General features: G+C 41.0%; 13 protein-coding genes. All 13 read left to right on the top strand.

Annotated features, from left to right (window positions below; genetic code table 11):
* Window positions 1-12: 12 nt before the first annotated feature.
* The 13 genes from licA to leuD all read left to right on the top strand — a co-directional run bounded on the left by licA (window position 13) and on the right by leuD (window position 12,674).
* Window positions 13-882 (top strand): choline kinase LicA, encoded by an 870-nt coding sequence (gene licA / locus JQ841_RS06075; RefSeq protein WP_203180421.1) that lies wholly within the window; start codon window positions 13-15, stop codon window positions 880-882.
* Window positions 872-1,750, top strand: coding sequence for a DMT family transporter (locus tag JQ841_RS06070; protein ID WP_203180420.1), 879 nt, complete (start codon window positions 872-874; stop codon window positions 1,748-1,750). The genes licA and JQ841_RS06070 overlap by 11 nt, the downstream gene beginning before the upstream one ends.
* An 11-nt stretch (window positions 1,751-1,761) precedes the next feature.
* A complete protein-coding gene (locus tag JQ841_RS06065; RefSeq protein WP_020902399.1) occupies window positions 1,762-2,451 on the top strand; it encodes a CTP--phosphocholine cytidylyltransferase in 690 nt (229 codons plus the stop codon).
* Window positions 2,452-2,549: 98 nt separating this feature from the next.
* A complete protein-coding gene (gene dprA / locus JQ841_RS06060; protein ID WP_203180419.1) occupies window positions 2,550-3,398 on the top strand; it encodes a DNA-processing protein DprA in 849 nt (282 codons plus the stop codon).
* Window positions 3,399-3,515: 117 nt separating this feature from the next.
* Window positions 3,516-5,603, top strand: a complete 2,088-nt coding sequence (gene topA / locus JQ841_RS06055; protein WP_164226201.1) for a type I DNA topoisomerase — start codon at window positions 3,516-3,518, stop codon at window positions 5,601-5,603.
* Window positions 5,604-5,708: 105 nt separating this feature from the next.
* Window positions 5,709-6,068 carry a YbaN family protein gene (locus tag JQ841_RS06050; protein WP_001220352.1) on the top strand — a complete coding sequence of 120 codons (360 nt, stop codon included), beginning with the start codon at window positions 5,709-5,711 and terminating at the stop codon, window positions 6,066-6,068.
* Window positions 6,069-6,161: 93 nt separating this feature from the next.
* Window positions 6,162-6,794 (top strand): copper homeostasis protein CutC, encoded by a 633-nt coding sequence (locus JQ841_RS06045; RefSeq protein ID WP_203180418.1) that lies wholly within the window; start codon window positions 6,162-6,164, stop codon window positions 6,792-6,794.
* A 43-nt stretch (window positions 6,795-6,837) separates the two neighbouring features.
* Window positions 6,838-7,494, top strand: coding sequence for an MmcQ/YjbR family DNA-binding protein (locus JQ841_RS06040; RefSeq protein WP_125415795.1), 657 nt, complete (start codon window positions 6,838-6,840; stop codon window positions 7,492-7,494).
* Window positions 7,495-7,807: 313 nt separating this feature from the next.
* Entirely contained in the window at window positions 7,808-9,370 is a 1,563-nt protein-coding gene (locus tag JQ841_RS06035; protein ID WP_203180417.1) for a 2-isopropylmalate synthase, read from the top strand.
* 11 nt (window positions 9,371-9,381) lie between these two features.
* Window positions 9,382-10,419: a 3-isopropylmalate dehydrogenase gene (gene leuB / locus JQ841_RS06030; RefSeq protein ID WP_203180416.1), complete on the top strand. Its 1,038-nt coding sequence runs from the start codon at window positions 9,382-9,384 to the stop codon at window positions 10,417-10,419.
* Entirely contained in the window at window positions 10,416-10,685 is a 270-nt protein-coding gene (locus JQ841_RS06025) for a DUF1294 domain-containing protein (protein WP_203180415.1), read from the top strand. The genes leuB and JQ841_RS06025 overlap by 4 nt, the downstream gene beginning before the upstream one ends.
* Before the next feature lie 3 nt (window positions 10,686-10,688).
* The gene (gene leuC, locus JQ841_RS06020) at window positions 10,689-12,071 is read left to right on the top strand and encodes a 3-isopropylmalate dehydratase large subunit (protein ID WP_203180414.1); all 1,383 of its coding nucleotides are present in this window, start codon (window positions 10,689-10,691) and stop codon (window positions 12,069-12,071) included.
* Window positions 12,072-12,080: 9 nt separating this feature from the next.
* Window positions 12,081-12,674, top strand: coding sequence for a 3-isopropylmalate dehydratase small subunit (gene leuD, locus JQ841_RS06015; RefSeq protein WP_000410618.1), 594 nt, complete (start codon window positions 12,081-12,083; stop codon window positions 12,672-12,674).
* Window position 12,675 lies beyond the last annotated feature (1 nt).

The following is a 12,675-nucleotide window of genomic DNA, read 5'->3' as shown; positions in this document are numbered from 1 at the left end:
TGGAGGTTAATTGTGGAGAAAATCATTAAAGAAAAAATTTCTTCCTTACTTAGTCAAGAAGAGGAAGTCCTCAGTGTTGAACAACTGGGGGGAATGACCAATCAAAACTATTTGGTCAAAACAACAAATAGGCAATACATTGTTAAGTTCTTTGGTAAAGGGACAGAAAAGCTGATCAATCGTCAAGATGAAAAGTACAATCTTGAACTACTAAAGGATTTAGACTTAGATGTAAAAAATTATCTTTTTGATATTGAAGCTGGTATCAAAGTAAATGAGTATATCGAATCTGCGATTACGCTTGATTCAACGTCAATCAAGACCAAATTTGACAAAATTGCTCCAATATTACAAACCATTCATGCATCTGGTAAGGAGTTAAGAGGAGAATTTGCTCCTTTTGAAGAAATCAAAAAATACGAATCCTTGATTGAAGAAAAAATTCCTTATGCCAACTATGAAGCAGTTCGAGAAGAAGTCTTCTCCTTAGAGAAAAGACTGGCTGACTTAGGTGTTGACAGAAAATCTTGTCATATCGATTTGGTGCCTGAAAACTTTATCGAATCACCTCAAGGACGACTGTATCTTATTGACTGGGAATATTCATCAATGAATGATCCAATGTGGGATTTGGCTGCCCTCTTTTTAGAGTCTGAATTCACTCCCCAAGAGGAAGAAGCCTTCTTATCTTACTATGAGAGTGACCAAACACCTGTTTCTCAAGAAAAGATTGCAATCTATAAAATTTTGCAAGACGTTATTTGGAGTCTATGGACTGTCTATAAGGAAGAGCAGGGTGCAGATTTTGGTGACTATGGTGTAAGTCGTTACCAAAGAGCTGTTAAAGGTTTGGCTTATTATGGAGGTTCAGATGAAAACTAAAAATGGAGTTTCTTTTGGTCTACTCTCAGGTATTTTCTGGGGGTTAGGTCTAACGATTAGTGCTTATATCTTTTCGATTTTTACAGATTTATCGCCCTTTGTGGTGGCTGCTGCTCACGATTTCTTGAGTATCTTTATCTTACTAGCTTTTCTTTTGATAAAAGAAGGGAAAGTTCGTCTCTCAATTTTCTTAAATATTCGCAATGTTAGTGTTATCATCGGAGCCTTATTAGCAGGCCCTATCGGTATGCAGGCCAATCTTTATGCAGTTAAGTATATTGGAAGTTCCTTAGCTTCATCTGTTTCGGCTATCTACCCTGCAGTTTCAGTTTTATTGGCTTTCTTCTTTTTGAAGCACAAGATTTCAAAAAATACTGTGTTTGGGATTGTCTTGATTATTGCAGGGATTATTGCCCAGACCTATAAGGTTGAACAGGTCAATTCCTTCTACATTGGGATTCTCTGTGCTTTAGTTTGTGCTATTGCGTGGGGAAGTGAGAGTGTTCTAAGCTCCTTTGCTATGGAAAGTGAATTAAGTGAAATCGAAGCTCTCTTAATCCGTCAAGTGACTTCATTCTTATCTTATCTTGTGATTGTGCTCTTTTCTCATCAATCATTTTCAGAAGTGGCCAATGGACAATTACTAGGTCTTATGATTGTCTTTGCAGCCTTTGATATGATTTCTTACTTGGCTTATTATATCGCTATCAATCGCTTACAACCTGCTAAAGCTACAGGCTTGAACGTGAGCTATGTAGTTTGGACTGTCTTGTTTGCAGTTGTTTTCTTGGGTGCACCGCTAGATATGCTGACAATTATTACGTCACTTGTCGTCATTGCTGGAGTTTATATTATTATTAAAGAATAAAGGAGATTCGTGTGAAAGCCATCATCTTAGCAGCGGGATTGGGAACTCGCTTGCGTCCTATGACTGAAAATACCCCTAAGGCCTTGGTTCAGGTTAATCAAAAACCACTGATTGAATACCAAATTGAGTTTCTAAAAGAAAAAGGTATCCATGACATCATCATCATCGTTGGTTACCTTAAAGAACAATTCGATTACTTAAAAGAAAAATACGGTGTCCGCCTAGTTTTCAATGATAAATACGCTGACTACAATAACTTTTACTCTCTCTATCTTGTAAAAGAAGAATTAGCTAACAGCTATGTTATTGATGCTGATAATTATCTCTTTAAAAATATGTTCCGCAATGATTTGACACGTTCGACTTATTTTAGTGTTTATCGTGAAGATTGTACCAACGAATGGTTCTTGGTCTATGGAGATGACTACAAGGTTCAAGACATCATTGTTGATAGCAAGGCAGGTCGTATTCTTAGTGGTGTATCTTTCTGGGATGCTCCAACAGCAGAAAAGATTGTCAGCTTTATCGACAAGGCTTATGCGAGTGGTGAATTTGTTGATCTCTACTGGGACAATATGGTTAAGGACAATATCAAAGAGCTGGATGTCTATGTTGAAGAATTAGAAGGCAATAGCATCTATGAAATCGATAGTGTCCAAGACTATCATAAATTAGAAGAAATTCTTAAAAACGAAAATTAAAGATTTCAACATCTGGCTGAAATAGTCGGATGTTTTTTTGATTTTTTACGAACTTTTTACGAATAGATAGATGAGTAGAAAAAGAAATGGAGTTATTTATGAAAATCACAAACTATGAAATCTATAAGTTAAAAAAATCAGGTTTGACCAATCAACAGATTTTGAAAGTCCTAGAATACGGTGAAAATGTTGATCAGGAGCTTTTGTTGGGTGATATTGCAGATATATCAGGTTGCCGAAATCCAGCTGTTTTTATGGAACGTTATTTTCAGATAGACGATGCGCATTTGGAGAAAGAGTTTCAAAAATTTTCATCTTTCTCTATTTTAGACGACTGTTACCCTTGGGATTTGAGTGAAATTTATGATGCACCTGTGCTTTTATTTTACAAAGGAAATCTTGACCTCTTGAAATTTCCTAAGGTAGCGGTTGTGGGTAGTCGTGCTTGTAGTAAACAGGGCGCTAAGTCAGTTGAAAAAGTCATTCAAGGCTTGGAAAATGAACTGGTTATCGTCAGTGGATTAGCCAAGGGGATCGATACAGCAGCCCATATGGCAGCTCTGCAGAATGGCGGAAAAACCATTGCAGTGATTGGGACAGGTCTGGATGTGTTTTATCCTAAAGTCAACAAACGTTTGCAAGACTATCTCGGCAATGACCATCTGGTTCTAAGTGAATATGGACCTGGTGAACAACCTCTGAAATTTCATTTTCCTGCCCGTAATCGAATCATTGCTGGACTTTGTCGAGGTGTGATTGTAGCAGAGGCTAAGATGCGCTCAGGTAGTCTCATTACCTGTGAGAGAGCAATGGAAGAAGGGCGCGATGTCTTTGCTATTCCTGGTAGCATTTTAGATGGTCAATCAGACGGTTGCCATCATTTGATTCAAGAAGGTGCAAAATTGGTCACCAGTGGGCAGGATGTTCTTGCGGAATTTGAATTTTAAGACGAAATTTCTCTTTCTAAACCAACTTTTCTTCTATATATAGGTGCTAAGTCTTGACAGTTATGGCAAAATGGTTTACACTTTATAAAGTTTATTACTTTGAAAAGGTGTGATACTGTGGCTACGGCAACAAAAAAGAAAAAATCAACAGTTAAAAAAAATCTAGTAATCGTGGAGTCGCCTGCTAAGGCTAAGACGATTGAAAAATATCTAGGCAGAAACTATAAGGTTTTAGCCAGTGTCGGGCATATCCGTGATTTGAAGAAATCCAGTATGTCCGTTGATATTGAAAATAATTATGAACCGCAATATATCAATATCCGAGGAAAAGGTCCTCTCATCAATGACTTGAAAAAAGAAGCCAAAAAAGCTAATAAAGTCTTTCTGGCGAGTGACCCGGACCGTGAAGGAGAAGCGATTTCTTGGCATTTAGCTCACATTCTCAACTTGGATGAAAATGATGCCAACCGTGTGGTCTTCAATGAAATCACTAAGGATGCGGTCAAAAATGCTTTTAAAGAACCTCGTAAGATTGATATGGACTTGGTTGATGCCCAACAGGCTCGTCGTGTCCTAGACCGCTTGGTAGGCTATTCGATTTCGCCTATTTTGTGGAAGAAGGTCAAGAAGGGCTTGTCAGCAGGTCGCGTTCAGTCTATTGCGCTTAAGTTAATCATTGATCGTGAGAATGAAATCAACGCCTTCCAGCCAGAAGAATATTGGACAATTGATGGTGTCTTTAAAAAGGGAACCAAGCAATTTCAGGCTTCCTTCTATGGAGTAGATGGTAAAAAGCTAAAACTGACTAGTAATGACGAAGTCAAGGAAGTCTTATCTCGTCTGACTAGTAAAGATTTTTCAGTGGATCAGGTAGATAAGAAAGAGCGCAAGCGCAATGCTCCTTTACCCTATACCACTTCATCTATGCAGATGGATGCTGCCAATAAAATCAATTTCCGTACTCGAAAAACCATGATGGTTGCCCAACAGCTCTATGAAGGGATTAATATCGGTTCTGGTGTTCAAGGTTTGATTACTTATATGCGTACCGATTCGACTCGTATCAGTCCTGTAGCGCAAAATGAAGCAGCAAGTTTCATTACGGATCGTTTTGGTAGCAAGTATTCTAAGCATGGTAGCAAGGTCAAAAACGCTTCAGGTGCTCAGGATGCCCATGAGGCTATTCGCCCGTCTAGCGTTTTTAATACACCTGAAAGTATTGCTAAGTATCTGGACAAAGACCAGCTCAAGCTTTATACTCTTATTTGGAATCGTTTTGTAGCGAGTCAGATGACAGCTGCTGTCTTTGATACCATGGCTGTTAAATTGTCTCAAAATGGGGTTCAATTTGCTGCTAATGGTAGTCAGGTCAAGTTTGATGGTTATCTTGCCATTTATAACGATTCTGACAAGAATAAGATGTTACCAGATATGGCTGTTGGAGATGTGGTCAAACAGGTCAATAGCAAACCAGAGCAACATTTCACTCAACCGCCTGCTCGTTATTCTGAAGCGACATTGATCAAGACCTTGGAGGAAAATGGGGTTGGCCGTCCGTCAACCTACGCACCAACTATTGAAACCATTCAGAAACGTTATTATGTTCGCCTTGTAGCCAAACGTTTTGAACCGACAGAGTTGGGAGAAATTGTTAATAAGCTCATTGTTGAATATTTCCCAGATATCGTAAACGTGACCTTCACAGCTGAAATGGAAGGCAAGCTAGATGATGTCGAAGTCGGAAAAGAGCAGTGGCAACGTGTCATTGATGCCTTTTACAAACCTTTCTCTAAAGAGGTTGCCAAGGCTGAAGAAGAAATGGAGAAAATCCAGATCAAGGATGAACCAGCTGGATTTGATTGTGAAGTGTGTGGCAGTCCAATGGTTATTAAACTTGGTCGATTTGGTAAGTTCTACGCTTGTAGCAATTTCCCAGATTGCCGTCATACCCAAGCAATCGTGAAAGAGATTGGTGTTGAGTGTCCAAGTTGTCATCAGGGACAAATCATTGAGCGTAAAACCAAACGTAACCGCCTTTTCTATGGTTGCAACCGCTATCCAGAATGTGAATTTACCTCTTGGGACAAACCTGTTGGTCGTGACTGTCCAAAATGTGGCAATTTCCTCATGGAGAAAAAAGTCCGTGGGGGTGGCAAGCAGGTTGTTTGTAGTAATGGTGATTACGAAGAAGAAAAGATTAAATAAGAAGAGAGTCCTGAAAGTGAATTTCAGGCTCTTTTTGGTTAGAACTTGACAAAATTCATCATTTTATGCGAAACTAGAAGAAGATTATTTTAACTAGGAGTAGTTATGCGTATTATTTATCTAATTATTGGTTTTTTATCACTGGCCTTGGCTATTGTTGGGGTTGTTTTACCCTTGTTGCCTACAACACCTTTTCTTTTACTGTCTATTGCTTGTTTCTCCAGAAGTTCCAAGCGCTTCGAAGACTGGCTTTATCATACCAAACTCTATCAAGCATATGTGGCTGATTTTCGTGAGACCAAGTCTATTGCGCGTGAACGAAAGAAAAAAATCATCGTATCTATCTACATCTTGATGGGAATTTCCATTTACTTTGCACCTCTTTTACCAGTCAAAATCGGTCTGGGAGCTTTGACCATCTTTATCACTTATTATCTCTTTAAGGTTATTCCAGACAAAGAATAAGTAAAATTTGTAACTATTTACCTTGATAAAATTGAAAGCATATTTACAACAATATGATATAATAAATTTAAAGTAATCTTCAAGGAGAATCAAATGATTTACGAATTTTGTGCTGAAAATGTGACCTTGCTTGAAAAAGCGATGCAGGCTGGAGCTCGTCGAATCGAACTCTGTGATAATCTAGCAGTTGGTGGAACAACACCCAGCTATGGAGTGACTAAGGCAGCAGTTGAATTGGCAACCAACTACGATACGACCATTATGACCATGATTCGTCCCCGTGGTGGCGACTTTGTCTATAATGAACTAGAAATTGCTATCATGCTAGAAGATATTCGATTGACTGCTCAGACTGGAAGTCAAGGGGTTGTTTTTGGAGCTTTAACTGCTGATAAGAAGTTGGATAAGGCTAATCTAGAGAAGTTGATTACTGCATCAAAAGGAATGGAAATTGTCTTCCACATGGCCTTTGATGAATTGAGTGACGAAGATCAGTTGGAAGCCATTGACTGGCTCAGCCAAGCTGGAGTCACTCGTATCTTAACTCGTGCTGGTGTGTCTGGCGATTCACTAGAGAAACGTTTTGCTCACTATCACAGAATTTTGGAACATGCTAAAGGTAAAATTGAAATCTTACCAGGTGGGGGGATTGACTTGGATAATCGTCAAATCTTTATCGACCAGTTGGGCGTGACACAATTGCATGGAACCAAGGTTGTCTTTTAAAAAATAGAAAGGAACTGCTAGCTTTGGGTAGCAGTTTTCACTTATGTTTGAAATTTTTAAATCTTACCAGTTTAATCAAGAAAAGGCTCGTGCCTATGGTTTTGTAGAAAATGAGGAAGTCTGGACCTATAGTTGCCAGATTTTGCAGGGTGATTTTGTCATGACAGTCTCCATCACTACTGATAATGTGAATTTTCAGGTCTTTGATCAGGAAACGGGCGACCTCTATCCTCAAGTCCATATGGAAAGTATGAGAGGAAGTTTTGTAGGAAGTGTCCGTGAGTCTTGTTTGGAGATTCTTTACCAGATTCGGAAGGCTTGTTTTGATGTGCAAGATTTTATCTGTTCTCAGACTAAGCGAATCATGACTCAGGTTCAGGAACAGTATGGAAACCAGTTGGAGTATCTGTGGGAGAAATCGCCTGATACAGCAGTTTTAAGACATGAAGGCAATCAAAAGTGGTATGCCGTTTTGATGAAAATTTCTTGGGATAAGCTGGAAAAGGGGAGAGAAGGATTAGTGGAAGCAGTCAATCTCAAGCACGACCAAGTAGCGAACTTACTTTCACAAAAGGGCATTTATCCAGCCTTTCATATGAACAAACGCTACTGGATTAGTGTGGCGCTTGATGATACTTTATCAGATGAAGAAGTGCTAGAATTGATAGAGAAAAGTTGGAATTTAACTTTGAAAAAATGAAATATTTCAAGGATTTTCAAGAACTTTCAATTAGCAAAATATTCTCTACTGAAGAAATTTTCAGAAAATATTGGATTTTTTCTTGACAAGTGCTTGTGCCTATGCTAAAATACTAAACAAGATATCAAACGAAGGAGAAAGTCAAACATGAAAACAGCTAAGTTTAATCAATTTGCTTTGTTGTTGAGGTACTCGGGCTAGTGCAAAAAGCATTAGTCCTGTTTGGCTTACCAAGCGGGAGTGAATCAACATCTCGCTTGGACTTCTAAGCGAGATGTTTTTTTAAAACCACATTTGGAAAAGGGGAAATCTTATGAGAACAGTTGAATTTCTAGATACTAGCCTTCGGGATGGAGAGCAGACACCTGGTGTTAACTTCTCAATCAAGGAAAAAATTGCCATTGCAAGGCAGCTGGAGAAATGGGGCATTTCAGCCATCGAAGCTGGTTTTCCAGCTGCTAGCCCAGACTCATTTACTGCAGTGCAGGAGATTGCTAAAGTCTTGAAGAAAACAGCAGTAACTGGTCTGGCCCGCTCTGTCAAGTCTGATATTGATGCTTGTTACGAGGCCCTCAAGGACGCCAAGTATCCACAGGTTCACGTCTTTATCGCTACCAGTCCGATTCACCGCAAGTATAAACTCAATAAGAGCAAGGAAGAGATTTTGGAAGCTATTAAGGAGCATGTTTCCTATGCCCGTTCTAAGTTTGAGATTGTTGAATTCTCTCCTGAGGATGCGACCAGAACAGAGTTGGATTTCCTCTTACAAGTCGTTCAAACAGCGGTCGATGCAGGGGCGACTTATATCAATATCCCTGATACGGTAGGATTTACCACTCCAGAGGAATATGGCGCTATCTTCAAATACTTGATTGAGAATGTCAAGACGGATCGTCAGATTATCTATTCACCTCACTGTCATGATGACCTCGGAATGGCAGTGGCTAATAGCCTTGCTGCTGTTAAGAATGGGGCCGGACGAGTAGAGGGGACTATCAACGGTATTGGTGAGCGAGCTGGTAATGCTGCTTTGGAAGAAATTGCAGTTGCTCTCAATATTCGCCAAGATTACTATCAAGCAGTAACCAGTATTGTCCTAAATGAAACTATCAATACTTCTGAAATGGTTTCTCGCTTCTCAGGTATCCCAGTTCCTAAAAACAAGGCTGTGGTCGGTGGCAATGCCTTCTCTCACGAATCTGGTATTCACCAAGACGGAGTTCTTAAAAATCCTCTTACCTATGAAATCATAACCCCTGAATTAGTCGGTGTTAAGAGTAATAGTCTTCCGCTTGGAAAATTGTCAGGTCGCCATGCCTTTGTCGAGAAACTAAGAGAATTGGCCCTAGACTTTACAGAAGAGGATATCAAACCACTCTTTGCTAAGTTCAAGGCGTTGGCTGATAAAAAGCAAGAAATCACAGATGCAGATATTCGTGCTCTGGTAGCTGGAACCATGGTTGAAAACCCAGAAGGCTTCCACTTTGATGATTTACAACTTCAAACGCATGTGGATAATGATATCGAAGCGCTCGTTAGCCTAGCTAATATGGATGGTGAGAAAGTTGAGTTCAACGCGTCAGGACAAGGTTCTGTTGAAGCAATCTTCAACGCTATCGATAAGTTCTTTAACCAATCCGTTCGCTTGGTGTCCTACACTATTGACGCTGTGACGGATGGAATTGATGCCCAGGCTCGGGTTTTGGTCACTGTTGAAAACAGAGATACAGAAACCATCTTTAATGCAGCAGGGCTTGATTTCGATGTGTTGAAGGCTTCGGCTATTGCCTACATCAATGCCAATACCTTTGTTCAAAAAGAGAATGCTGGTGAGATGGGACGTAGCGTTTCCTATCGCGATATGCCTAGTGTGTAAAGGAGAATGCTATGACAAAGAAAATAGTAGTTCTAGCAGGGGACGGAATCGGCCCAGAAATCATGGAGGCTGGTTTAGAGGTTTTGGAAGCTCTAGCTGAAAAAACAGGTTTTGATTATGAGATTGATAGACGACCTTTTGGAGGTGCAGGTATCGATGCTGCAGGGCATCCCTTACCTGATGAGACACTCAAGGCATGTAGAGGAGCAGATGCTATTCTCCTAGCGGCTATCGGTAGTCCCCAGTATGATGGAGAAGCGGTTCGGCCTGAACAAGGCTTGCTGGCTCTCCGTAAGGAACTCAATCTTTATGCCAATATTCGCCCTGTTAAGATTTTTGAGAGTCTCAAGCATTTGTCACCACTAAAACCAGAACGAATTGCTGGTGTAGACTTTGTTGTGGTACGTGAGTTGACAGGCGGGATTTACTTTGGGGATCATATCCTTGAAGAGCGGAAAGCGCGTGATATCAACGACTATAGCTATGAGGAAGTGGAGCGAATTATTCGTAAATCCTTTGAAATTGCAAGAAGTAGAAGAAAAATCGTTACTAGCATTGATAAGCAAAACGTGTTGGCAACATCAAAACTTTGGCGCAAAGTAGCTGAGGAAGTCGCACAGGATTTCCCAGATGTGACCTTGGAACACCAGCTGGTGGACTCAGCTGCTATGCTTATGATTACCAATCCTGCTAAGTTTGATGTCATCGTTACGGAGAATCTTTTCGGAGATATTCTCTCGGATGAGTCGAGCGTTCTATCTGGCACGCTTGGGGTTATGCCATCAGCCAGTCATTCTGAAAATGGCCCAAGTCTCTATGAGCCTATTCATGGTTCAGCTCCTGATATTGCAGGTCAAGGCATTGCCAATCCTGTTTCCATGATTTTATCAGTGGCCATGATGTTGAGAGATAGTTTTGGACGTTATGAGGATGCAGAGCGTATCGAACATGCTGTCGAGGCAAGTTTGGCAGCTGGAATTTTAACGAGAGATATAGGAGGTCAGGCTTCGACCAAGGAAATGACGGAAGCTATTATTGCAAGGTTATGAAGTTAGACGAAAAAATTACTCTAGTCCTCTTGATTTGGAATGTCATGATTTTCATCATTTATGGCATTGACAAATCCAAGGCAAGGAGAAGAACTTGGCGCATTCCAGAGAAAATCTTACTCATTTTAGCCTTTACTTGTGGTGGTTTTGGAGCTTGGTTAGCAGGAATTACTTTTCACCACAAGACTAGAAAATGGTACTTTAAAACAGTTTGGTTTCTTGGGATGGTGACCACATTAGTAGCCTTATATGTTATTTGGAGGTAATGGATGGCAGGAAAATCGATTTTTGATAAATTATGGGACCGTCATGTCATCACAGGAGAAGAGGGGCAACCCCAACTCATGTATGTGGACCAGCACTATATCCACGAAGTGACCAGTCCGCAAGCATTTCAAGGACTACGAGACGCAGGTCGCAGATTGAGACGACCAGACTTGACATTTGGAACCTTTGACCACAATGTCCCGACAGTCAATATCTATGATATTCGAGATGTGATTTCTAAGGCTCAAATTGATAAGCTGGCTGAAAATGTTGAGGAGTTTGGGATTGAACATGCGGCCCACGGTTCTGAAAAACAAGGAATTGTTCACATGGTTGGTCCAGAAACAGGACGGACCCAACCAGGGAAATTCATTGTCTGTGGAGACAGCCATACGGCAACCCATGGAGCTTTCGGAGCAATCGCTTTTGGAATTGGGACCAGTGAGGTTGAGCATGTCTTTGCGACACAGACCCTCTGGCAGGTCAAACCCAAGAAAATGCTGGTAGAATTCACTGGTGTTCCTCAAAAAGGAGTTTATTCCAAGGATTTCATTCTCGCCTTAATTGCTAAATACGGCGTTGCTTGTGGTGTTGGTTATGTCGTGGAATATCGTGGACAGGCTATTGATGCACTGAGCATGGAAGAGCGAATGACCATCTGCAATATGTCCATCGAGTTTGGATCCAAGATGGGAATCATGAATCCGGATCAAACCACCTTTGATTATATCAAGGGACGGGAATGTGTTCCAGAAGCTTTCGAGGAGGCTGTGGCGGACTGGAAAACAATTGTCAGTGATGATGATGCCGTTTACGATAAGGTTATCCGGATGGATGTCTCAGACCTAGCTCCTATGGTGACCTGGGGAACCAATCCTGCTATGGGAGTTGACTTTGACAGTAGCTTCCCAGAAATTAAGGATATGAATGATGAGAGAGCCTACAATTACATGAACTTGGAGCCAGGTCAAAAGCCAGCTGATATTGAACTAGGATATATCTTTATTGGTTCATGTACTAATGCCCGGCTCAGCGATTTACAGCTGGCTGCGCGATTTGTCAAAGGGAAGAAGATAGCACCCAATTTAACAGCAATTGTGGTTCCTGGCTCTCGTCCTGTGAAACGAGCTGCTGAGAAGTTGGGCTTGGACAAGGTCTTTCTAGATGCTGGATTTGAGTGGAGAGACCCGGGTTGCTCTATGTGCCTAGGGATGAATCCTGACAAGGTACCTGATGGTGTTCACTGCGCCTCAACCAGCAATCGAAACTTTGAAGACAGACAAGGATTTGGCGCTAAGACTCATCTCTGTAGTCCAGCTATGGCAGCTGCGGCAGCTATCGCAGGGCGATTCGTAGATGTTCGGCAAATGTCAGAAGCCCAGTAAGGAGAGGATATGGAGAAATTTACAGTTTATACGGGAACGACTGTTCCTCTCATGAATGATAACATCGACACCGACCAAATCCTACCCAAGCAGTTTCTAAAGTTAATTGATAAAAAAGGCTTTGGTAAGTACCTCATGTATGCTTGGCGTTATCTGGACGACAAGTATACTGAGGATCCTGACTTTGTCTTTAATCAGCCTGAATATCGTAAAGCCAGTATTCTTATCTCAGGGGATAACTTTGGGGCAGGTTCTTCGAGGGAACATGCAGCTTGGGCCTTAGCAGACTATGGTTTTAAGGTCGTGATTGCAGGATCTTTTGGGGATATTCATTACAATAATGAACTCAATAATGGCATGTTGCCTATTGTTCAGCCTAGAGAGGTTAGAGAAAAGCTAGCCCAGCTCAAACCGACTGACCAGGTAACTGTGGACTTGGAACAACAGAAAATCATCTCACCGGTTGGAGAGTTCACTTTTGAAATTGATAGCGAGTGGAAACACAAGCTCTCAAATGGTTTGGATGATATCGGAATTACCTTGCAGTATGAAGATTTGATTGCTGCCTATGAAAAACAACGACCAGCCTACTGGCAGGATTAGA

Origin of the sequence: Streptococcus mitis (genome assembly GCF_905187535.1) — a bacterium.
Classification (GTDB): Bacteria; Bacillota; Bacilli; order Lactobacillales; family Streptococcaceae; genus Streptococcus; species Streptococcus mitis_BS.
Note: the sequence above shows the minus strand (reverse complement) of the source record. Positions and strands in the feature narration are given on the sequence as shown.